This is a genomic window from Paraniabella hibiscisoli (assembly GCF_022512515.1).
Taxonomy (GTDB): domain Bacteria; phylum Bacteroidota; class Bacteroidia; order Chitinophagales; family Chitinophagaceae; genus Niabella; species Niabella hibiscisoli.
In genome coordinates, this window is sequence record NZ_JAKWBK010000001.1 from 4,418,406 (window position 1) to 4,438,873 (window position 20,468).

Below are 20,468 nucleotides of genomic sequence, written 5' to 3' on the forward strand. Positions count from 1 at the left end.
GAAAAAGGTCGTTAAATACAATTGGTTTAAAAGAGAAGGATGCCGCACTTCAGAAATCCTGGAACCAACTATTTGTAGAATCGGACAAGGGACGTGTTATCGAAGCGCCCTACACAAAGGAAACTTTTGAAGATCTGGGCGTAACAAGGGATATAGATGCAACCGGCAGTAACCAACCCATAGCCTGGACACATAGAAAATTGGAGGGAGCAGATCTGTACTTTATTTCCAATCAGCAAAATAAGAGCGTATCTATTCCTGTTTCTTTCAGAATAACGGGTTTTGCACCTGAAATATGGGACCCGGCATCTGGCACCATTAAAAAAATGGAAAACTGGCATATAAAAGAGGGAAGAACCTATATTGATTTGAATTTGCATGAAAATGCATCAATGTTCTTGGTATTCAGGGAAAGAACAAGTGACCTTAGTATCATTACAACTCGTGATACGCCTCGACGCCCGAATGTACCTTTAAAGTTAAACAGTAACTGGGAAGTAAAATTTGATCCGGCCTTTGGCGGACCTGAAGAGAAAATTTTGTTTCCAAGACTTACCTCCTGGAGTGAACACAACAATGAAAAAGTAAAATACTACTCTGGTATTGCAAACTATAAGAATACTTTCGTTATTGTAAATCCAGATTTTAGCACGCCATTTTATCTTACGATTGATAGCATTCACAATATTGCGTCAGTGTATATAAACGGTATCGATTGCGGTACGCTTTGGACACCTCCTTACCAACTGGATATATCCAAAGCAATTAAAACAGGAGACAATACTATTGAAATTAAAGTAAGCAATACCTGGGCCAATCGCCTGATTGGAGATATGGCACTGCCCGAAGAAAAACGGGTTACCTGGACAACCGCGCCTTTAAATTTACTACAGGGCAAACCTCTGTTAAAAGCAGGATTAGAGGGAGAAATAAAGATTTGGCAATAATACTAACGATTATGCCCGAAGATTTGTACAATGATTAATGGTAGCGTATGAGCCAAGCTTGCGCCTGGATATATATATGGGCCTGCTGGAAATAAAACAGGTTAGTAAGACTACCAGACTTTTCGATCAGGACGGTGGAAAACCTCTTTTAAAAACAGGTTTGGAGGAAATAACGTATGATATCTAGCGCCATTTTAGACGCTGCGTGGCAGTGACAAAGAAGCAACTTTAGCTAACCATAATGATCTGCTATTCTCCTGTTCCGGTTCCGCCTCCCAGATAAATAAGCATCCTATATCAGTAAGATAGCTCCATGCACCATTACGGCGCATCACTTACGTATTGGCATACATACACTGTATCAACTGCTCTTTTCGATAGCTTCCATCCCGGTTTTCCAAACTGGCCGCTGTAAAGACTGGCGCCATCGCTTACACAAAAATAGCTCAGGAGCGAGGGTTGTCCCCATATTTTAGCGAGCACTGCAAATGGCTTTTCAGAGCTTACCCGGTAAGCCGGCAAGCCCCTGGCTATCACCAGGTATTCTCCGGGCTTTCCCTGTTCAGTTTGCACAGTATGCCTGATCATACCGTTTTGTTGTGCATACCACTGCCAGGCTCCTGTTCCTGTGGCCCATACCGTACTTCCTGGTGGCATGCCTCTCATAATACCACTCGCTGTATTTTTATAGTAGAAGGCGTATTTCCAATCGGATATTCCGAGTAATAAGCTCAATACGACAGAAGCTGTTAAAGAAAATTTGACCATCCCCAGGCCGGCTTTTTCAATAATGGGCTCTGCCAGCAATAACAGAAAAGGTATGATCAATAACAGGTGCCGGATACCCATAAAGGGGGCAAATAGTATCAAAAAGGAAGATAAGGCCGCAATAAATAATACAAGAATGAACTGGGGCGATTGAACAAAGACTCTAATGGTACCCGCTTTTTGAAAGCTCTTACTTACAAAAAGGATCGTAACAAATAAGATCATTACACCATGAATGAAGAAGGAAGCATCAAGAATTGCGGTAAGATCTTTTTCATAATTACCACTGCTCATATAGTGCAACAACGCAGTTAACAGAAATATTCCGGTAATGAAGTAAACGACATAGTTTCCCGCTTTTTCTTAATAATATAAGTTAGAAAAAGGCATCCAAAAGAAGCGATGCACCCCAATGCTGAAAAATAGGTCCAGGCACGGTCCTGCAGCGTACTTCTGGTTCCTGGCCTGCGCGCAAATAAATGGCTGCCTCCAAATTCCCAGAAGTTCCAAACTGTCCACAATGCTATTAGTGCTATCGGTATGAGCAACCACAGGAGTTTTTTATATTCCGTTCTTAATAAAAACAATAATGCTACTGCGGCAAGTACGGGCAATACAGAGTATTTAATAAACAGGCCGATCGTTAAAAGTACGATAGCCATCAGGGTATTCCGGTTTTCCTGCCGGGTTGACGACAGCAGGAGGTAGTAAAAGGCCCCGATCATTAACGCCATAATGGGCACATCTGTCATTACATTCTGGCTTACAACAAATGCCGGGCACAAGCCTAACAGCGCTACCAGCAGGAGTGGTCGTTTTACTTTTAAAAGAACACAAGCTTTATAAAACCAATATAATGCTAAAAATGAGAAAGCGGCAATGAGTAAGTGCATCACAACCTCATTAAATCCAAATACGGTTGCCAGGCCTGCGATCATATAAAATAAAAGAGGAGGTTGATTTGCATGATGCATGGGCTCTGGCTCATCATTATCCCAGCGAATCATTCCGGACATGGGACGAAGCGGCTCTTCGGCTATATGTTGGGCAGCTTCCATGTGAAAGCCATCATCCATTTGAAAAGCTTTTTCAATATTTATAGCAGTGAGAAACACCCAGATCGTTAGTATGAAGACGATGGGCTTTTGAAAGTATTGTTGTAGTTTCATCAGTTTTGGTTCTTAGTAGGGCGGTGGTATTTTATTCAAACTGAATAATAATGTCTTTTTTCTTTCTGCTGGTACTACTTCCAGCGAAATAACTTTTCCATTTCTTAGTGTCGCTTCCACTGTTGTTTGTTTAGGAGCATGTAGTTTAAAATGGACGTCCCAGTTTTTGGGCCACGCCGGGAACAAATAAATCCGGTCATCTACAGTTTGCATCAGCATCTCCTGTAAGCCTATCATGCCGCTGCCGCCCCAGTTATGATCGGGCACCCAGTCAAAGCCTGGTCCCCAGAATGCGGGGAATCTCCGCTCGCTGTTTTTAAGTTTGAGACTGGTTAATCGTTGCGCTTCTTCTGTTAAACCCAGTCTTGCCGCAAATATATTGTCTTGTTTCCATCCTATATGACTACGGAATTTCAGGGCGAAGCTGTCGTTCCAATAAGTGTTCCTCGCAGTGTCAAGGCCCGCTTGTCCTACACCATATAAGCCCCACGGATATACCGGATATAGTTGCGAAGATTCTACATTGTTTACGCGGCTCCATACAGTGGCAGGAGCGATGGTAGGCTTTTCATTAAAAGTTGAAAATGGTAGGGGAGGAATACGGCTTAACAATCCTTCAAAATACGTACGTTCCGTTGCATTTAAGTTGGCGGCACTTGAATTTAAAAGTGTTGTTGTTACCACTTTTAATGCAGCAATGGTTGAACTGGCGTTGTAAGACATTTTAAAAGTTTCAGCACCGGACCCCGGGTAAAGGATCAGGCGCCCTTTTCCATCCAGGGCTTTATTGCTTAGTTTTTTTGCCTGGTACTGGTAATGCTCGTCAAAAAAATCAACGCATTTTTAATAAGAGGAAGATAGGCTGTAATGTTTTTACCGGCATAAGATTCGGTTTGCAGTATCATCATACAAAACTCCAGCACTGTGTCCCATTCATATTCCAGCCAGGCATTGTATTCAACACCTGCATCAAAACCGGCTGGCCGTTTCCATCCGTATTCTGTTGGATTGGGAAAACCGAAATTTTCTATTTGTTCATTAAAATTAGCTCCGCCATGGCCCCAATAAACTTTGGTACGTAAACGGGCTGTTGGTAGCAGACGGTTATAAAAGTCAAACTGCGGTGTCATCATATCTACATCGCCGCTTCTCAACATAGGCCAGTAAACCAGTCGTTGATTTTGCGCAGTAAATGTACCGCCGCCCCAATTGCGGTGATCGGGCGTTCCTTTTATAGAAGTATCCGTCAACACCGGATCTACTGTAAATAAGCCACCGTTAAATTTGGTAGGGTATTTCCCATAGGCATTACAGCCCAGCATATACCGGAACAACTGGTAATTACGTCCCAGCTGCCAGCTTTCGCTCTCGGTTTTTGACGGATCAATAAAAATGAAGCTTCTTTTCCAATAGTCGTTCCACCAGTCTATTGTTTTTTTAGAATCGGCCTTATAATGCTTACTGATATTTTTGAGTTGAGTTTTCCAGTCGTCTATAGTATTGGTCTGGTCATTATGTAAATAGATCTGTATTGACTGCTTTTTGACCGGTCGTTTACTGACAAGGCTCCAGCTTTTGAAAGCCGTATTCAGGTACTGTCCTTCGCCATTAGTACCTCTAACAAAATGATCGCCTTTGATCAGGCCCCCGCTTGTTAAACCTTCCAACGGATTGAACAACTGGCTTTTTAAGGAGTCTAATCCCTGTTGCTTTACCGTAGCATCAAATACGGTAGGCGATAGATTACGATGTGAGAATACGATTTCATCCTGGTCAAATACTACCTGGTCAGGGCGTGTAATGATGGGGACATGAGCAGCCCATTTCCAGGAATTAGCATTATTTTCTTTTCCTTTCTGAACACGATCGGTAAAGCGCCAGTTTTCATATACTGCCTCGGCTTTAATAGCCTTATTAGCTGAGATATCAATGTGTATTACCGGGTTAAATACATCTACCCATATCCGGAGTAAAGCATGGATGCCGTTATGCCCTGATCGTATGTCAACATAGCCATTTTTTACAATCAGCTCCTGTTTGAAATCGGCATTATTAAAGGGGTTGGGAGAAAGCCTCAGTCTTAATCTGCCACTTTTTAAGAAGGAATTATTTTCATCAAAACTGCCGCTTTGTGAGAAATAGAGCAATAATTCATCATTTTCCACCCATACATTACAACCAATACCGCCACCACCTACGGGCATCGATTCTCCGGCATTTTTACTGGGGCCTGACCATGTAATATTGTAATCATTCAGTTGTGTTTCCTGCGCAAACGCTGCAACTGAATGCAAACATAATATCAATAACACCCCATACCCGTATGCCTTCCTCATCAATAATTATATTTTATTTAAGTTCTGTAACAATATCCCAGTCATCTGTTCTAAAGGACGATGCAGGGAGCCCGGCGGTATTAAATAGCTCTCCGGGTGAATCATCTTTAAAAGCATAGCGAACGGCTACCGGATTTTTTACTTCTTTGGCTGTTACTTCTACACCACCATTTACCAGTTGTGCTGTAGCCGGGTAAAACTTCTTATCGTCACCCGCTATTTCAAATTGGGTAATGGTTTTACCATAAGAAGTAAGTCCCACCGGTGCATTTTTAAACTTCACCATAGCTTTGCCATCTTTAATGGCCATAGATTCATATAATGGACTCTCGCTCGCAAAACCTTTATAGTGGTAGGTTTTAGTCAAAGCCTGAAGTGCCAATCTTTTACCGATTTCCTGCTTTTCACGCGGATGAATGAAATCAGCATCACCTATATCCATGGTTACCGCCATACCGCTATTGGGTATTTTGTCCAGCGATTTACGTTGTGCGTCTCGCAAAAAAGCAGAATTCAGTAAAGTATCTCCTTTTTTCTTACCCCGGTTGTAGTCGAACGGGGCAATCTGTACAAAATAAAAAGGCAGCTCTCCCTGGTTAAACTGGGTTCTCAGCATTTGCACAAATTCAGGGAATAAAGATTCATACTGCTTGGGACGGTCAGCATTTGACTCGCCCTGGTACCATATAAATCCCTTTGCACCATACCCAATCAGTGGATGTATCATGCCATTATATACAACAGTAGCAATTTTGTTATTTAACCTCGATTTGTCATTAGGGTCCGGCAAAGCAAAATTATATCCTTTAAGCGATGCTATGTCCATGAACGACTCAACGGGGTGCCACCATAGCTCACATTGATCAAACCTATAGGAACCTTCAGTTGATCGTATAAGAATTTTCCAAAAGTATAACCGGTAGCACTAAAATTGGCTACATCCTCAGGGTTAGATATTTTCCAGCTAAAATTCTTACTCGTGTCTAACGGTGTGGGTTGTGTTGACCTGGGAACATTATACAGCCGGATCTGGTCGTTAGTAGAATTAAAAACAATATCATTTGAATGATTAATAGGTTGATTGTTAAATCCTTTCAACGGCATTTCCATATTCGACTGCCCGCTGCAGATCCATACTTCACCGATCAAAATATTTCTAATTTTTATGATTTGTCCATCGCTAATGCTGATTTCGTAAGGTCCACCCGCCTTAGGCGTAGCTATCGCAACTTTCCATTTTCCTTTATTGTCGGGCTGAGCCGTATATTTTTTATTGTTCCAGGACGTAGTAATGGTAACCGCGTTCTTTTTGTCCGTCCATCCCCAAATAGCAGGAGTAGACTGTTGCTGAAGTACCATATTGTCACTAAAAAACCAGGGTAATTGTAGTTTTGCCTGCGATATAAACGGCGCGGCAACTAAAAGGCAGAGTGCTGTAAAAAATTTCATAATCGTTTTTAAATGGAAGCCCGAAAATAAGAAAATTAAAAGTGGGATTAACATTTATTGGCCCCGGCTGTTTATGATAACGTATTGTTCATTTTACCGGGTAAACAATTGGTTAAAAAACGGTAATACAAATATTTTAACGTAATTTATCGTGGTTCTGCAAAATACTTTAATTTAGTTTTGCAAGAAGCGTTTTAAGGATAACTTTTGTTTGACATATATTGCCAAGTATGGATGAAATAAAGCAAGGCTCTCATAAAAATATCTGGTATGGGGTGGGAAGGCAGCGCATAGAAATTCCACGTCCTGTTATCAAATCCAATGTAATCAACAACCCGTTGTTGAACTCCCTTTACATAGCAAGTCTTGGATTTTACCCCAAGGCCAAAGGGCATTTAACCAAACGGAAGCATGGATTACACGAAAATTTTCTCTTTTACTGTGTAGATGGTTACGGCTGGTATGAGATAAACGGAGAAAAGCACGAAGTAGGACCCAATGAGTTTTTCATCCTCCCTCAAAATGAAGAACATGCTTATGCAAGTGCTGCACATGATCCCTGGAGCATTTACTGGGTGCATTTCGGCGGCATTACTTTACCCGATCTTAATAACCTCCATACGGTAAAAGAACATTTTAAGCCCCGACATATAAAAGATAACGGGGAAGCGGTAACGGTTTTTAATAAAATGTACAAAGCATTGGAGCTGGGATATAGCCTGGACAATTTGCTTTTCGCCAATCTATGTTCGCAATTTTTGTCCTTATTTATTTATAATTCAAGGCACCATCCTGCTTCCAAAACCACTAAAACCGATTGTGTGGATAATGCTATTTTGTATATGCAGGAGCATATTACTGATATGTTAACACTTAAGGATATTAGCAACTATTCTAATTATTCCGTATCACGCTTTTCTAATTTATTTAAGCAAAAAACAGGTTATGCGCCTATGGATTACTTCATGCAAATGAAGATACAGCAGGCTTGTCAACAACTGGATTTTACCGATAAATCGATTAAAGAAATCGCATTAACGCTGGGTTTTGATGATCCCTATTATTTTTCCAAAAGATTCAAGCAGGTAACAGGTATGCCGCCTATAAAGTACAGGTCGGTGAATAAGGACTAGGAGGAATATGGCTCATCGATAATGGATCATGGCCAGTTTGATATCAGTATCGAACATGAACTATGAACGATCAACTATGATCTTTCTTCTCAAACAACGGTTACTTCTACGCCCATTTCTTCCAGCGTTTTAACCGTATGCGCAGATATATTACTATCGGTAATCACCTGTTCAATATCTTCTATACCACAGATTTTACCAAACCCACGTTTTCCGAATTTGCTGGAATCGGCCAGGATAATTGTTTTCTGGGAAGCACCGATCATCTTTTTATTCAACAGCGCTTCCATCATATTGGAGGTAGTAAGACCGAAGTCAGTATCAATACCATCCACACCCAGGAATAATTTACTGCACGAAAAATCCTGTAAAATAGATTCTGCATATATACCTGTTACCGAAGCCGATGTTTTTCGCATTAAGCCTCCAAGCTGTATCACTTCTATGTTGTCTCGGTCCATTAGTTCCAATGCCACATTTAATGCAGAAGTTACTACCGTCAATCCTTGTTTGGCCAGCAGGTTCCTTGCAAAAAACTGAACCGTAGTTCCTGATGCGATCAAAATACAATCGTTGGGTTGAACCAGGCTGGCAGCATAGGCGCCAATCCTTTTTTTCGCTGGCCTGCAACGTAACTTTTTCATCAACGTGCCTGTCTGCTATATAGGGATTGGTCAGTGTAGCTCCTCCATGGGTACGAAACAATAATTTCCTGTCTTCGAGAAACTGCAGGTCTTTCCTGATGGTCACCGATGACACATTCAGGTCCGTACATAGATCAGTCACTTTAATACTTCCTTCTTTCTTAATCAGTTCGATAATATGTTGATGCCGCTCCAGTAAATTGCTCATGTGTACGTTACAATTGAATATGAGAATGTCAAAAATAACGAAAATACATTTCTATGTTTTGAATCTTCGTTATACATTTAACGCGGTTTAAATAACCTTAAATATGAATAAAAATCTTTACTATGTTTTTTTAGCACCATTCTTTTAATGGCTGCTTTTTCACTAAATGCTCAACAAACCATAAAGGTAATGACCTACAATATACATCATTGTAATCCTCCGTCAAAGCCGGGTATTATTGATATAGATGCTATAGCCAATGCTATAAAAAAGAAAATCCTGATATAGTGGCTTTACAGGAGGTGGATATCAATACCGAAAGAAGTGGTAAAGTAAATCAGGCCGCTCAACTGGCGCTTAAAACAGGTTTAAAGTCTTTTTATTTTGCCAAAGCTATCGACCACGAAGGAGGCGATTATGGAGTTGCCATTTTATCAAAGTATACTTTGGACGATATCAGAACCTACAGGCTGCCTATGGATTCTGCAACAAGAGGAGAACCCGGGTGTTAGCAGTTGCCATAGCAACACTTCCCGGAGGCAAAAAAATAAGAGTAGCCAGTACGCACCTGGATGCGCAAAAAGCGCCTGTTAACAGGCTGCTGCAAATAAAAGCTATTGACAGTATTGCCAGATCTGAGTCGTTACCTTTTATTATTGCCGGTGATTTTAATGCAGAAGAGAGCTCTGAAATAATAAAGACGCTGGATAAAGGCTTTACAAGAACCTGTAGTAATTGCGCACCTACCATTCCTGTCATTAATCCTAAAAAGGCAATAGACTTTATTGCTTACAAACCGGGAAAACTACTGGCTGTTAAAAGTCACCAGGTGATCAACGAAACATACGCCTCCGACCATTTACCGGTTATAGCCGTATTTTCGGTACAGTAATTAATAGGTATAGATAAACCGGAAAATGCATTAAGTTTACATATGCCTGCCACAGCGAAAAATACATCGAAAGCGATTAATGTGTTGATTGTAGATGATCAGCAGATTATTATCGAGGGACTTTGCGCTTTATTGAAAGATGTAAATGATATTAATATTGCTGGTTCCTGCAGTGATCCTTTGCTGCTGATGAATATGGTTCGCAAGTACACACCTGATGTTATTTTAATGGACCTTAATATGCCGGGGAAAGACGGGATAGAATGTACCAGGGAAGTACTTGATTCGTACGCTGACCAAAAGATACTAATGTTAACGGGCTACGATGATATCGCCCTGATAAGAGAGGCGCTTAAAAATGGCGCAACAGGCTATGTATTGAAAAATATAGGAAAAGATGAGTTGGTGAAGGCCATACAAACCGTAGCCGGCGGCACCCGTTTCCTCGATGCACATGTACAGGATAAAGTGATACAATCTTTTATGGATACCGATAGCAATAGTGCTGAAAACATTTCATCTAATGCAACTCAGGCCCTGCTATCAAAAAGAGAACAGGAGGTTTTGAAAATGATATCAGAGGGAAAGAAAAGTGCAGATATAGCCTCTTTGCTTTTCATTAGTATTAACACGGTAGATACCCATCGTAAAAATATACTGGCTAAATGCGAAGTAAAGAATACAGCGGAGCTGATTTTGTTTGCAACAAAAAACGGCTTAATCTAAACTTTTGAGGGGCACCGAAACAGATACAAAGGTTCCGTTCTGAGGAGAAGAGTCCATATATAAACTTCCTGCTAACATTTGTACCCTTGATTCCAGGCTGGTGATACCTATTCCGGTTTTAACTTCGCGTGTATCAAAACCAATACCGTCATCTTCTACCGAAATCACTAATGCGTCCGGGTGGTCGATAAGTTGAAGAGAAACCTCGTTGGCATTAGCGTGTTTTACTATATTGGTAAGTAGCTCCTGTATGATCCTGAAAATATTGATGGTCGCATTTTCATTAAGCCTGCGCACCGAGGTTTTACGGTAATAATGAAACCTGGTTTGAGGCGCCGCAATCCTAAATTGGTCCAGCAGCTCATCAAGAGCCGGGTAAAGGCCCAGTTTGCTCAGGGTTTTCGGCATTAGATTATGAGAGATGCTCCTGATATCCTCATAAATGCGGTCTACCTCTTTCATCAGGTCATTAATATTACCCGTTGAATCTTGTTCACTAGCTTTATCTTTCAAAAGATGCAATTTCATTTTAAGCGTCGATAAGGAAACCCCGCTGCCATCATGTAATTCCTGGGCAATCCGCTGTCTTTCTTTTTCTATGCCCGTTAAAAGTGTTCTCATGTTTTTTCTTTCTGCACAGCCAACTGCTCTATCATCATATTGTTTTCTTCATATAATCTTCTCAACCTTTTAATAATCAGCCAAAAAACAATAATCACCTCCCAAAGTACAGACCAGAAGAGGAAATTAGGTGGATGAATGGTATCAATATAAACAGGAGCTATGGCTTTAAACCAGGACTCATGATTGTTATTAAACAGGCCGAAAGGACGCAGGCAGAGTTGCAGAATGCTGATGGCATGGGGAGTGAATCCTACCATAAACCAAATACCATCAGACTTTAACGTTTTAAACCGGCTTGAAACAAATGCAACAATAAAAACCGCGACACCCGAACATATAAACATTGCCGTATTTACCTGTGCCAGCCACGGAGGAAGGCTGCTCTTAAGCAATAGTGCTATAGCTACTATTATCTCGAATACAAGTCCGCAGAAGATCAGCGCGGTCAGTACCTTATCGTAGAAAGGACTTTTGACTGCTGTGTTAAAATATCTTCTCACAAACAGCAAACCGAATACCTGGTAAATATTGGCAACAAGCAATATGCTGGCATTCTGTAAAATTGGATCGTTGGGCCAGATGTTTTTAAAAGCAAGTCCCACTTCTACATAGATATAAATAAACCCAAACAAGGCATAAATGAAATAATACCAATGGTAGCGCTGCCGCGTAAGCAAAATGGCAATACCTATTAAAAGGAGAAAGCTGATATTGATGATGAAGAAATAGCTTAGGTACTTGGTTTCCATAACCTGGTAAATGGTGCGTTGTTCCTTATCCCAGATCAGCAGGCGGAAGTCACCCGATGTAGGGCCCGCATCAATACGTAACCGGCAGGTAAGGATTTGGCCTGGTTGAAGCGAAACGAGGTACTGAAAATTGGGGTGATCCTTGGGGCGTTGGAAAAAAGGAAACATGCTACCCATTATGAGGCTGTCTTTAACCACGGATGAGTCGATTGTGTAGAACTTTACCCGCTTCAGGAACGGATTAGTGAGTTCTATTACTGCTTCTTTGCTTACAGTATCGGCATTTACTAAAAAGAATTGCACCTGGTAGTCCGTGGCACCCAATTTCAGGTTAAACCCGTATGGTTTTGGGTTGCCGGCTGTGTTATTATCTAAATAGAAACTGTCTTTAATGATGTGTAGCTTATGCGTTTGCTGTTTTTCCTGCTCTTTTTTTGCGCAGAGGTACTAAAGGCAAATAGTGTTGAAACAGCAACCAGGAGTATAACAAGCTTGCAATCCATAACTACAAATTACAAGGATTAGACACAAATACCATCGTTATTTTAAAAATACCGGAAAATGGTGATTTATTTTAAGAAGGCATAAGGCCGCTAAGTAATGGTTTAATAGGATTGGTACGATTTTTAATAAGTATTAATCATATATCTTTATTGTAAATAACTAAATAATCTTATCCAAATCTATATGCCTCAAAAAATATTTAACGAGCGAATCAAACAAATATTAATACTGGCAATTATACTGCTGCTAATCATCACCATTATCAAAGAACTGGTTGGCTTTTTGCCCGGTCTTTTGGGTGCTATCACTTTATATGTCGTGAGCCGGAAAAAATACTTCAAGTTGGTTTATGATAAAAAATGGAAGAAAGGCTGGACCGCCATGGCATTTATATTATTTTATTTGATAGTAGTGGGTATTCCTATCAGCATGGCAGTTACGCTGATCAGTCCAAAGATCAATAGTGTATTAGAAAATCCCACGCAAATATTGAATTCTGCGAAGAAAACCATTGATGTGATTCAAAATAAAGCAGGATTTGACCTCATATCAGATAACTCCATATCCAATGCCGTAAATAAAATAACCGCTTTCGTTCCAAAATTATTGAACAGCACTTTGAACCTGGTGTCCAACCTGGCCATTATGTTGTTTATTTTATATTACATGTTGTATAATGGCGCTTCTATAGAAAAGTATCTACGCAAAGCGGTGCCGCTTAAAAGAAGAAACATTAAGATACTTTCCGATGAAACCAAGAAGGTGGTGATCGCCAACGCGCTGGGTATCCCTATGATTTCTATTATACAAGGTATTGTTGCAACAATCGGTTATGCGCTGTTTGGTGTGGAAGATTGGGGATTGTATGGTTTTTTAACCGGTATATGTGCTTTCTTCCCGGTAGTGGGTACCATGATCGTGTGGGTTCCCATAGTGATATACATGTTTGCAACGGGAGATACGCTGAATGCAACCTTACTATTATTGTACCATGCTATTGTGACTGGTAATGTTGATTACATCGCCCGTATCACATTGTTGAAAAGGATAGGGGATACGCATCCGGTTATTACCATTATGGGGGTGTTGGTAGGTTTGAGCCTGTTTGGTTTTGTGGGATTGGTGTTCGGACCTTTACTGATCAGTTATTTAATTGTTTTGTATGATATTTACATGAACGAATTCGTACATAACCATCCTGATGACGATGAAGAGGCCAACCCCGAACCGTTATCACCGCAACTGGTGGAAGATAATCCTAAAAAAGCCTGACGGGTTCGCCAGGTTAGTATTTCTCACGCAATAGTTTTGCTACCACTTTATCTATAGGAAGCGTCATTACTTCCTCATTAAAATATTCCCAGTCTACAAACCTGAAAATTTCTGAAACCTGTTCGGGATAAACAGCTGCTCCGTTATTAACGGGTATGTCTAGTTCCTCCAATGGCTTTATCAGGTAGTATACGGATACGATCTGGTGTTCGGGGTTAAAGGCCGATTGCTGGAAAAAATCGGTAGTATAAATATGGTCAACAACTTCCACATCAATACCGATCTCCTCCTTACATTCCCTTATAACACAATCCCGTGTACCTTCTCCCAGCTCTAAACCTCCACCCGGAAATTTGGTTACTTCCAGGTTATTATAGTAAATGCGCTCATCGCTTACCAGTACCTGTTTTTTATCATTCACCAATACGCCATATACACGCAGGTTGATTGTAGTGATCATCGTTGTTGGTTTATTAATTAAAAACGAACGCTTCCTTCAAATACCTTCAAAGCAGGACCTTTCAGCCAGATATTGTCATAAGATCCATCTGCATTACGGTTGTAGCTTACATTGAGTTTACCCCCGAGCACTTCGATATCTACTGAATTAGGTCCTGTTTCCTGTTGATAGAATACCAGTGCAGCAGCCGTAACACCAGTACCACATGAAAAAGTCTCGTCTTCCACACCACGCTCATAGGTTCTTACTTTTAGCGAACCGGTATCTGTTGGCTCCACAAAATTTATATTAATGCCCTTTTCTTTAAACTCCTCGTTATACCTGATGCTTCTACCTTCCGTATAAACATCCATGTCAACCAAACCCGTTACTTTTTTACATAGTGAGGTGAGCCGGTATTTAATACGGCATGGGTTTCAAATGAATCTATGCCGGCAACATCCACCATTTTTAAAGATACCAGTCCATCCGCAATATCTGCAAGATGCTCTCCGTCAACTGCCAGGAATTTGAAGTTGGTTCTGTCTATTCCTATATCGTGCGCGAACTGAACTATGCAGCGTCCTCCGTTTCCGCACATACTGCCTTCACGGCCGTCGGCATTATAGTACACCATTTCAAAATCGTAACCGGGCTTATTATTCAATAGCATAAATCCGTCTGCTCCGATGCCAAAACGGCGATCGCAGATCCTGTGAATGCGCTCCTGGGAAAGGGTGCTGTGGTTCACTGCTCTGTTGTCTACAATTACAAAATCGTTCCCGGTTCCCTGGTATTTATAAAAATGCATGTAATAACTTTATCTCGTATTTAAATATTCTGTTGTAATTCAATCAACAATTCAATTATTAAAAATGTTGCACAAAAGTAGAAAGGAATGTTTTAACAAGGCTTTCTACTGCAGCTTTGCCATCTTTACTAAATTCTTTTTTAACCCTGTTGGCAACAATGGCATTTAATGCAAGGCAATGATGACCGAGTAATTTGCCCAGGCCGTAGATCGCCGAGGTTTCCATTTCGAAATTGGTAATGCGATGCTGTCCAAAGCTAAAGTCTGTAAGACGATCTATTAAGTTGGGATTGCTGATGCCTAATCGCAGTACTCGTCCCTGCGGGCCGTAAAAGCCGGGACAGGTCACTGTAATACCCTGGTGAAAACCCTGGGCGAAATGTTTGAGCAGGGAAGGAGCCGCGCCGGTAACATAGGGTTCTCCTTTAACCTGGGTATGTGTAATAAATGATTGGAGCAATTGAGCTTCTTCATCATTTTTTCATGCAGGTAAAAATTAAGCAGGTTATCAATACCCAACCCATGTGTAGACGCAACGAATTCATCAACACCGATATCGCCCTGTAAGGAGCCTGAAGTGCCCACACGGATAATATTCAGCGTTGTAAGGTTTTCTTTCACCTGGCGGCTTTCAAAATCGATGTTTACCAGCGCATCCAGCTCATTCATCACAATGTCGATATTATCCGGACCAATACCTGAGGATAGAACAGTAAGTCTTTTACCGCCAATAGTTCCGGTATGGGTTACAAACTCACGGTGCTGTTGTTGTACTTCTATATGATCAAAATATTTGCTGAATTCTTTTACGCGGTCTGGGTCTCCAACCGTTACAACAGTACCGGCCAGTTCTTCAGGTCGCAGGTCTAAATGGTACACGGCACCACGGTTATTTAATATCAGTTCGCTTTCTGCTATCCTGCTCATAATATTTTAGGTATTAGTGATGAAAATTTATCAAAAATACCCTATTTTTGCAAGCCTTCAAAGAAAAGGTCTCGTGGCCGAGTGGCTAGGCAGAGCTCTGCAAAAGCTCGTACAGCGGTTCGAATCCGCTCGAGACCTCAGAAAATAAGAAAGCCGTCTCAAAAGATTGAGGCGGTTTTTTTATTACAGGTAAATTGGAATTGGTCATGTGTTGAAGAAGTAAAAAGATCAGTACGCCGTTATATTAACCTTAATACCCATTTCAAGTGGTAACACAATAGCGCCATTCAACTCCCGGGTTATTTTATATAGCTGTGCAAATATTTTATGGAGCGTGACATCGTACAGCAGGACATTTCCATTGGGCCCTCTTTTAGGGTCTTCAATATATACAATCGGCATAATAAAGCTGGTCTCTTTTCCATTGCCCATTGCATACAAATAAGGTACTAATTTCTCGACATCTTTTCTTTCAAATACTATGGTGTCGGAAGCTGAGCCTGCATTCAGCAAGCAAGCTGTTTTGATTTGTTTATCTTTTAATTCAGCTATCAAAAAGTAGGCTTCTCCTAGGTAACTATGTTTGAGTTTCAGAGGAGATACCAGTGCTGCAACAGCAAAAGAAAGACTATCGGAACTTGCTACTTTCCCGGCAGTTTGAGCTTTGAGTGCTAGTTGAAAAAGGATTAAACAGATGATCAGGGAAAATTTGTTAGCCATTGTAGTTTTAGGTTAGTAGTCTATATTTTGTTTGGATACCATTTGACTAAACGGGTCTGATAATTTTGTAATATAATCAATTTTATTTTACCGAATAAAGCCTTCTTTTATGATCAAGGAGTATGGCCCATTGTGTCTTTTTTTGATATTATGTTTTAATACGTTGAAATAAAAGCAAACTAGCATTATCTTTAAGGACTTGTCAATAAGAAAAGAATTGTTTGTCGTTATTGTATTAATTTTTTAACGATTTTATATTAGTTCCCAATATCATTAAAACCAACTGATGAAAAGAAGAAAATTTATCGGCCAAACCTCAAAGGCTGCTCTGGCTCTTACCATTTTGCCTTCTTATGTAATGGGTGGAAAACCTAATGTAGTGGCCCCAAGTGACCGGATCAATGTAGGGTATATTGGCCTGGGTAAACAATCGGGTACCTTGTTGAGGGGTATTAGTAACTGTAAAGAAACTTATATAAGCGCTGTTTGCGATGTTGATACAAAAAAGCTGGCTGCTTTTCACCAGCTTTCTTTAAAGGCTAATGAAAATAAAGGTAGCGCAGGTGTTCAGCAGTTTAAGCACTATCGCGAACTGCTTGCCATGAAAGACCTGGATGCTGTGGTTATTGCCACACCGGATCACTGGCACGCCCAGATGGCGGTAGATGCCGCCGCCGCAGGTAAAGATATTTACTGCGAAAACCACTGGCGCTCACTATTGCAGAAGGAAGGGCCATGGTAGATGCTGCCCGAAAACATAAACGTGTTTTTCAAACGGGAAGTATGCAGCGGTCTTCCTACAATTTCAGGCAAGCGGCAGAATTAGTTTCCAATAATTACATAGGAAAGATCAAAGAAATTAATGTATCAGTAGGAGAGCCTGTAATGCAGTGCGACCTGCCTTCCTTGCCTACACCTGATTATCTTGATTGGGATCTCTGGATCGGTCCCTCGATGTATAGGGGATATAACCCGGTTTTGGCTCCACCTATCGAAGACCCTAAATGGGCCTGGTGGCGGGGATACCAGGGCTTTGGTGGCGGATATATTACCGATTGGGGGGCTCACATGTTTGATATTGTACAGTGGGCGCTGGGAATGGATCAATCGGGTCCGGTGGAATTTGTGGCCCCGGAAACACCTGCTGCCAAAACGGGCTTGTACTATGTATATGCCAATGGTGTGAAAGTGCACCACAAGAATTGGGGAGAAGGCAATGCGATCCAGTTTATAGGAGAAAAAGGCACTATTGAAGTGAGCCGATCCTTTTTGCGTAGCAATCCTGCGGATATTGTGAACACTAAACTTGGCTCGGGCGACAAGCGGCTTTACTTTAGCGATAACCACTACCAGGATTGGATCGATGCGATTAAGAAAAGATCCAAACCCATCTGCGATGTTGAAATAGGTCACCGTACGGCCACTATTTGTAATGCAGTCAATATTGCTTATGAACTACAACGCAGCTTGAAATGGAACCCTAAAAAAGAAGTTTTCAATGATGCAAGCGCCAACATGATGAGATCAAGAGCTTATCGGGGAAAATGGGATTTTAATAAGTTTTAAAAATTTTAGACAGATGATTGCTTTGTTCACCTACCAAAAACAGTCTTCTAAAATAGTTGATTGGGATTACTAGGTAAAAGCGCCTATCTTTTTTACGCGCTCTTCAAAATCTTCCCGCGCAACTTTTGACTTGTTTTCCATTTTGGAAATGGTTATACAGGATGCAATAAGGCGGATAACGGTTTAGGAGGTACTGCGCGCCTGATGTGGTACAATGCCACAGGTAGTAACACAAACGCTGTTAATTCAGGAACCTATTTTCGCCCCTATGTCTATTATAAAGATATGCCTGAAATCTGCGGAAACAGTTTTGGAAAGCAAAGTAAACAGTTAACTACCAATACCTGGTACACTATAAAGATCAGGGTGAAAAGTAATACCGGGTCTAATACAGATGGTTTGGTCTCTTATGAAGTAGATGGGGAGAATTTGCTGACACAGGCTAATTCGCTGGACAACCAATTATGCCTACTGGAAAATAAAATATATCACTTTTCATACTTTCAGGGGCGGCAGCCAGGACTACTGGCAGGCTACAACAGATGGTTTTATTTATTACGATGACCTGGTTTTTAAACGTATTGCTGAATAACATACCCGGATCGATAATATATAGATCATTTTCACGGCATCGACAATCGAATACTTCGATGCCCTAATGACCGTTCGCAAATATCTTGTTTGATCGGAAATCGGTATTAATAATATGGGCCAACACAAAGAATGCAATTATGGGTGGTTTATAGAAATGGTGTACAATTAAATTTACAGTTTTCTTTTAATTGGCTGATATTCAATAATATTTATTTCCGCTGATGCATTTTTGACGTACCATGTTTTTTGGAAAACAACCAATTGTCAATGCATATTTGTAAGCTGGTAAACGAAATGAGAATTGCTTGTTATGTGTTGAGACAATCTTTGGTAGGTGGCTTAGAAAATACCGACTTACCGCATTTAGCTCTGATATAAAATATTGTCTAATCCATTCAGCTATTCCCATGCAGGAGCAGGCCAGCCTGCTTTATTGTAGCATATCGTTCCGGTAACATGATTATTTTATTAACTGTATTATAAAAAACTAACGATGGTAAGAGTAAGCAGCTTGTTGGTAGCAATGTTATTATTATGCGCTTCAATTTGGGCCCGGCCTATTGATAAAGAAAAACCACAGAAGGTTGTTGTAGCCTATGTTACTTCATGGACACAGGCGCTGCCCGACACAAGGTTTGTAACCCATATTAATTATGCTTTCGGGCATGTTACAGAGACTTTTGATGGAGTAAGGATCGACAATCCTCAGCGTTTAAGGACAGTATCAGCTTTAAAAGCAGCGAATAAAGAATTAAAAGTGCTGCTTTCTATTGGTGGCTGGGGTAGCGGGCGGTTTAGCGAAATGGCTGCTGATGATAATTACCGCAAAAAGTTCGCCGAAGATTGCGCCCGCGTAGTTAAAGAATATGATCTGGATGGTATTGATATTGACTGGGAGTATCCAACCAGTAAAGCGGGTGGCATTTCAGCTTCTGACGATGACACAAAGAACTTTACCTTACTAATGGAGGATATACGAACAGCTATCGGAAACAAAAAGCTATTGACGCTTGCAACAGTGATGAGTGGCAAGTATATCGACTTTGCAGCCATTAAGGATGTGGTAGACTTCGTAAATATTATGGCCTACGATTCGGGAAATCCCCTAAACACCACGCTGCATTATTCCGGTCAGAAATGACAGGTTCCGGATCAGGAGAAGAGGGGTTAAAGCACATCATGCAGCCGGTATGCCCTTAGATAAATTGGTACTAGGTATACCTTTTTATGGAAGGGGTAACAATAAAGATATAAAGGGGTTTGTACACTACCGGGACCTTATCAAATTAACCGGCTTCGAAACCCAATGGGACACTGTGGCTAAAGTACCTTACCTGGTAAATGCTGCCGGAGAAATGGTATGCAGTTATGAATCGCCCGAGTCTATAAAACACAAAGCCGCTTTTATTATTGCCAATAATTTGCGCGGCGCTATGTACTGGGAATATGCAGGCGATACAGATGATCACCTTTTAAGCAGGACTGTTTTCGAAGAAGTGATGAAAACTGCACCAAAGAAAAAATAATAGCTTAACCCAATATAGCAGATAGACCTTCTATTGCAATGAATCTGTTGCGAAGAAGCGTATAGTGTCACTTATTGTACAGGAATTACCATTATTAATAAATCAATTAGTATTTTCAATGAACCGGGGAAAACTTGGATTATTTTCAGTTACATTTTTAGCCTTCTCAATCAACATGTCGGTCTATAGCCAAAATAAAGGTATTTATAAAGATAAGGTCAGATCGGAGTCAGAAAGAGTGGAGAGTTTAATCAGCCAGATGACTTTGGCCGAAAAGATCGGGCAAATGAACCAGTTAAGTTTTGATAGGATCAGCAAAGAGGTTGAGGATAAAATAAAAAGGGGAGAGATCGGTTCATTATTAAACGTCACCAATCCGGAAGAAGTAAATAAGCTCCAGGAGCTGGCATTACAACAAAGTCGCCTGGGTATTCCCTGATCATAGGTCGCGATGTTATTCACGG

General features: G+C 40.8%; 27 protein-coding genes, 1 tRNA gene and 1 pseudogene. 13 read left to right on the forward strand and 16 right to left on the reverse strand.

The features are described 5' to 3' along the window. The first annotated feature begins 20 nt into the window (after positions 1 to 20). A complete protein-coding gene (locus MKP07_RS27070; protein WP_240851093.1) occupies positions 21 to 947 on the forward strand; it encodes a glycosylhydrolase-like jelly roll fold domain-containing protein in 927 nt (308 codons plus the stop codon). A gap of 321 nt (positions 948 to 1,268) precedes the next feature. Here the strand turns inward: MKP07_RS27070 and MKP07_RS27075 are convergent, their stop codons facing one another. From MKP07_RS27075 to MKP07_RS39775, 6 genes are all read right to left on the reverse strand, one after another. Continuing rightward, the gene (locus tag MKP07_RS27075; protein ID WP_240850359.1) at positions 1,269 to 2,009 is read right to left on the reverse strand and encodes a hypothetical protein; all 741 of its coding nucleotides are present in this window, start codon (positions 2,007 to 2,009) and stop codon (positions 1,269 to 1,271) included. Positions 2,010 to 2,026: 17 nt separating this feature from the next. Continuing rightward, a complete protein-coding gene (locus tag MKP07_RS27080) occupies positions 2,027 to 2,884 on the reverse strand; it encodes an ArnT family glycosyltransferase (protein ID WP_240850360.1) in 858 nt (285 codons plus the stop codon). Positions 2,885 to 2,896: 12 nt separating this feature from the next. Further along, positions 2,897 to 3,607, reverse strand: coding sequence for a hypothetical protein (locus tag MKP07_RS27085; protein WP_240850361.1), 711 nt, complete (start codon positions 3,605 to 3,607; stop codon positions 2,897 to 2,899). A gap of 68 nt (positions 3,608 to 3,675) precedes the next feature. Beyond that, entirely contained in the window at positions 3,676 to 5,220 is a 1,545-nt protein-coding gene (locus MKP07_RS27090) for a DUF5703 domain-containing protein (protein WP_240850362.1), read from the reverse strand. A 13-nt stretch (positions 5,221 to 5,233) separates the two neighbouring features. Continuing rightward, a complete protein-coding gene (locus MKP07_RS27095) occupies positions 5,234 to 6,046 on the reverse strand; it encodes a sialate O-acetylesterase (protein WP_262919511.1) in 813 nt (270 codons plus the stop codon). Then, positions 6,037 to 6,669: a sialate O-acetylesterase gene (locus MKP07_RS39775; protein WP_262919512.1), complete on the reverse strand. Its 633-nt coding sequence runs from the start codon at positions 6,667 to 6,669 to the stop codon at positions 6,037 to 6,039. The genes MKP07_RS27095 and MKP07_RS39775 overlap by 10 nt, the downstream gene beginning before the upstream one ends. 230 nt (positions 6,670 to 6,899) lie before the next feature. Between MKP07_RS39775 and MKP07_RS27100 the strand changes: the two genes are divergently transcribed. Next, entirely contained in the window at positions 6,900 to 7,802 is a 903-nt protein-coding gene (locus tag MKP07_RS27100) for an AraC family transcriptional regulator (RefSeq protein ID WP_240850363.1), read from the forward strand. A gap of 89 nt (positions 7,803 to 7,891) precedes the next feature. Here MKP07_RS27100 and MKP07_RS27105 read toward each other — a convergent pair whose 3' ends face one another. Further along, the gene (locus MKP07_RS27105; protein ID WP_240850364.1) at positions 7,892 to 8,446 is read right to left on the reverse strand and encodes a DeoR/GlpR family DNA-binding transcription regulator; all 555 of its coding nucleotides are present in this window, start codon (positions 8,444 to 8,446) and stop codon (positions 7,892 to 7,894) included. A gap of 88 nt (positions 8,447 to 8,534) precedes the next feature. After that, positions 8,535 to 8,654: pseudogene (locus tag MKP07_RS27110) on the reverse strand (DeoR family transcriptional regulator); the annotation flags it as partial. A 287-nt stretch (positions 8,655 to 8,941) separates the two neighbouring features. On the opposite strand from MKP07_RS27110, the gene MKP07_RS39780 reads away from it, so the two are divergent. From MKP07_RS39780 to MKP07_RS27120, 3 genes are read left to right on the forward strand one after another with little or no spacing between them, the layout of a single operon-like run. Next, positions 8,942 to 9,166 carry an endonuclease/exonuclease/phosphatase family protein gene (locus tag MKP07_RS39780; protein ID WP_317235903.1) on the forward strand — a complete coding sequence of 75 codons (225 nt, stop codon included), beginning with the start codon at positions 8,942 to 8,944 and terminating at the stop codon, positions 9,164 to 9,166. Then, on the forward strand, positions 9,160 to 9,546 hold the full coding sequence (locus MKP07_RS39785) for an endonuclease/exonuclease/phosphatase family protein (protein WP_317235904.1): 387 nt from the start codon (positions 9,160 to 9,162) through the stop codon (positions 9,544 to 9,546). Before MKP07_RS39780 ends, MKP07_RS39785 begins: the two co-directional genes overlap by 7 nt. A gap of 42 nt (positions 9,547 to 9,588) precedes the next feature. Then, positions 9,589 to 10,272, forward strand: coding sequence for a response regulator (locus MKP07_RS27120; RefSeq protein ID WP_240850365.1), 684 nt, complete (start codon positions 9,589 to 9,591; stop codon positions 10,270 to 10,272). Here MKP07_RS27120 and MKP07_RS27125 read toward each other — a convergent pair. Both MKP07_RS27125 and MKP07_RS27130 read right to left on the reverse strand, forming a co-directional pair. Then, on the reverse strand, positions 10,264 to 10,893 hold the full coding sequence (locus MKP07_RS27125; RefSeq protein ID WP_240850366.1) for a sensor histidine kinase: 630 nt from the start codon (positions 10,891 to 10,893) through the stop codon (positions 10,264 to 10,266). The two genes, MKP07_RS27120 and MKP07_RS27125, sit on opposite strands and share 9 nt — an antisense overlap. Continuing rightward, positions 10,890 to 11,969, reverse strand: coding sequence for a 7TMR-DISM family protein (locus MKP07_RS27130; RefSeq protein WP_240850367.1), 1,080 nt, complete (start codon positions 11,967 to 11,969; stop codon positions 10,890 to 10,892). The genes MKP07_RS27125 and MKP07_RS27130 overlap by 4 nt, the downstream gene beginning before the upstream one ends. Before the next feature lie 363 nt (positions 11,970 to 12,332). Between MKP07_RS27130 and MKP07_RS27135 the strand changes: the two genes are divergently transcribed. Next, a complete protein-coding gene (locus MKP07_RS27135) occupies positions 12,333 to 13,421 on the forward strand; it encodes an AI-2E family transporter (RefSeq protein WP_240850368.1) in 1,089 nt (362 codons plus the stop codon). Positions 13,422 to 13,434: 13 nt separating this feature from the next. Here MKP07_RS27135 and MKP07_RS27140 read toward each other — a convergent pair whose 3' ends face one another. The 5 genes from MKP07_RS27140 to MKP07_RS27155 are packed head-to-tail and all read right to left on the reverse strand — an operon-like array spanning position 13,435 to position 15,598. Further along, on the reverse strand, positions 13,435 to 13,881 hold the full coding sequence (locus MKP07_RS27140; RefSeq protein WP_240850369.1) for an NUDIX domain-containing protein: 447 nt from the start codon (positions 13,879 to 13,881) through the stop codon (positions 13,435 to 13,437). Between the two features lie 17 nt (positions 13,882 to 13,898). Continuing rightward, positions 13,899 to 14,234, reverse strand: coding sequence for a diaminopimelate epimerase (locus MKP07_RS27145; RefSeq protein ID WP_240851094.1), 336 nt, complete (start codon positions 14,232 to 14,234; stop codon positions 13,899 to 13,901). Positions 14,235 to 14,248: 14 nt separating this feature from the next. Next, complete coding sequence (locus MKP07_RS27150) at positions 14,249 to 14,671, reverse strand: diaminopimelate epimerase (RefSeq protein WP_240850370.1); 423 nt, start codon at positions 14,669 to 14,671, stop codon at positions 14,249 to 14,251. A gap of 58 nt (positions 14,672 to 14,729) precedes the next feature. Continuing rightward, entirely contained in the window at positions 14,730 to 15,020 is a 291-nt protein-coding gene (locus MKP07_RS39790) for a nucleoside phosphorylase-I family protein (protein ID WP_317235905.1), read from the reverse strand. Further along, positions 15,017 to 15,598 (reverse strand): phosphorylase family protein, encoded by a 582-nt coding sequence (locus MKP07_RS27155; RefSeq protein WP_262919514.1) that lies wholly within the window; start codon positions 15,596 to 15,598, stop codon positions 15,017 to 15,019. Before MKP07_RS27155 ends, MKP07_RS39790 begins: the two co-directional genes overlap by 4 nt. A gap of 67 nt (positions 15,599 to 15,665) precedes the next feature. Between MKP07_RS27155 and MKP07_RS27160 the strand changes: the two genes are divergently transcribed. Further along, positions 15,666 to 15,736, forward strand: a tRNA-Cys gene (locus MKP07_RS27160). 90 nt (positions 15,737 to 15,826) lie between these two features. Here MKP07_RS27160 and MKP07_RS27165 read toward each other — a convergent pair. Beyond that, positions 15,827 to 16,318 carry a hypothetical protein gene (locus MKP07_RS27165; RefSeq protein ID WP_240850371.1) on the reverse strand — a complete coding sequence of 164 codons (492 nt, stop codon included), beginning with the start codon at positions 16,316 to 16,318 and terminating at the stop codon, positions 15,827 to 15,829. A 286-nt stretch (positions 16,319 to 16,604) separates the two neighbouring features. On the opposite strand from MKP07_RS27165, the gene MKP07_RS27170 reads away from it, so the two are divergent. The 6 genes from MKP07_RS27170 (at position 16,605) to MKP07_RS41445 (ending at position 20,443) form a co-directional block, all read left to right on the forward strand. Next, entirely contained in the window at positions 16,605 to 17,060 is a 456-nt protein-coding gene (locus MKP07_RS27170; RefSeq protein ID WP_240850372.1) for a Gfo/Idh/MocA family protein, read from the forward strand. Beyond that, a complete protein-coding gene (locus MKP07_RS27175; RefSeq protein ID WP_240850373.1) occupies positions 17,054 to 17,884 on the forward strand; it encodes a Gfo/Idh/MocA family oxidoreductase in 831 nt (276 codons plus the stop codon). The genes MKP07_RS27170 and MKP07_RS27175 overlap by 7 nt, the downstream gene beginning before the upstream one ends. Positions 17,885 to 18,088: 204 nt before the next feature. Then, the gene (locus tag MKP07_RS27180; RefSeq protein ID WP_240850374.1) at positions 18,089 to 18,448 is read left to right on the forward strand and encodes a hypothetical protein; all 360 of its coding nucleotides are present in this window, start codon (positions 18,089 to 18,091) and stop codon (positions 18,446 to 18,448) included. 523 nt (positions 18,449 to 18,971) lie between these two features. Beyond that, entirely contained in the window at positions 18,972 to 19,619 is a 648-nt protein-coding gene (locus MKP07_RS39795) for a glycoside hydrolase family 18 protein (protein WP_262919515.1), read from the forward strand. Positions 19,620 to 19,629: 10 nt separating this feature from the next. After that, on the forward strand, positions 19,630 to 20,004 hold the full coding sequence (locus tag MKP07_RS39800) for a glycosyl hydrolase family 18 protein (protein ID WP_317236116.1): 375 nt from the start codon (positions 19,630 to 19,632) through the stop codon (positions 20,002 to 20,004). 238 nt (positions 20,005 to 20,242) lie between these two features. Beyond that, positions 20,243 to 20,443 (forward strand): hypothetical protein, encoded by a 201-nt coding sequence (locus MKP07_RS41445; RefSeq protein ID WP_317235906.1) that lies wholly within the window; start codon positions 20,243 to 20,245, stop codon positions 20,441 to 20,443. The last annotated feature ends 25 nt before the right edge of the window (positions 20,444 to 20,468 follow it).

Coding starts and splice junctions, on each gene's coding strand:
- MKP07_RS39795 (WP_262919515.1), top strand. CDS start 18,972: ATGGTAAGAGTAAGCAGCTTGTTGGTAGCAATGTTATTATTATGCGCT.
- MKP07_RS27170 (WP_240850372.1), top strand. CDS start 16,605: ATGAAAAGAAGAAAATTTATCGGCCAAACCTCAAAGGCTGCTCTGGCT.
- MKP07_RS27145 (WP_240851094.1), bottom strand. CDS start 14,234: ATGGATGTTTATACGGAAGGTAGAAGCATCAGGTATAACGAGGAGTTT.
- MKP07_RS39775 (WP_262919512.1), bottom strand. CDS start 6,669: ATGAAATTTTTTACAGCACTCTGCCTTTTAGTTGCCGCGCCGTTTATA.
- MKP07_RS27125 (WP_240850366.1), bottom strand. CDS start 10,893: ATGAGAACACTTTTAACGGGCATAGAAAAAGAAAGACAGCGGATTGCC.
- MKP07_RS27180 (WP_240850374.1), top strand. CDS start 18,089: ATGTGGTACAATGCCACAGGTAGTAACACAAACGCTGTTAATTCAGGA.
- MKP07_RS27150 (WP_240850370.1), bottom strand. CDS start 14,671: ATGCATTTTTATAAATACCAGGGAACCGGGAACGATTTTGTAATTGTA.
- MKP07_RS27140 (WP_240850369.1), bottom strand. CDS start 13,881: ATGATCACTACAATCAACCTGCGTGTATATGGCGTATTGGTGAATGAT.
- MKP07_RS27075 (WP_240850359.1), bottom strand. CDS start 2,009: ATGAGCAGTGGTAATTATGAAAAAGATCTTACCGCAATTCTTGATGCT.
- MKP07_RS27175 (WP_240850373.1), top strand. CDS start 17,054: ATGGTAGATGCTGCCCGAAAACATAAACGTGTTTTTCAAACGGGAAGT.
- MKP07_RS27135 (WP_240850368.1), top strand. CDS start 12,333: ATGCCTCAAAAAATATTTAACGAGCGAATCAAACAAATATTAATACTG.
- MKP07_RS27105 (WP_240850364.1), bottom strand. CDS start 8,446: ATGAAAAAGTTACGTTGCAGGCCAGCGAAAAAAAGGATTGGCGCCTAT.
- MKP07_RS27080 (WP_240850360.1), bottom strand. CDS start 2,884: ATGAAACTACAACAATACTTTCAAAAGCCCATCGTCTTCATACTAACG.
- MKP07_RS27085 (WP_240850361.1), bottom strand. CDS start 3,607: ATGTCTTACAACGCCAGTTCAACCATTGCTGCATTAAAAGTGGTAACA.
- MKP07_RS27090 (WP_240850362.1), bottom strand. CDS start 5,220: ATGAGGAAGGCATACGGGTATGGGGTGTTATTGATATTATGTTTGCAT.
- MKP07_RS27155 (WP_262919514.1), bottom strand. CDS start 15,598: ATGAGCAGGATAGCAGAAAGCGAACTGATATTAAATAACCGTGGTGCC.
- MKP07_RS27100 (WP_240850363.1), top strand. CDS start 6,900: ATGGATGAAATAAAGCAAGGCTCTCATAAAAATATCTGGTATGGGGTG.
- MKP07_RS27165 (WP_240850371.1), bottom strand. CDS start 16,318: ATGGCTAACAAATTTTCCCTGATCATCTGTTTAATCCTTTTTCAACTA.
- MKP07_RS27095 (WP_262919511.1), bottom strand. CDS start 6,046: ATGGACATAGCATCGCTTAAAGGATATAATTTTGCTTTGCCGGACCCT.
- MKP07_RS27120 (WP_240850365.1), top strand. CDS start 9,589: ATGCCTGCCACAGCGAAAAATACATCGAAAGCGATTAATGTGTTGATT.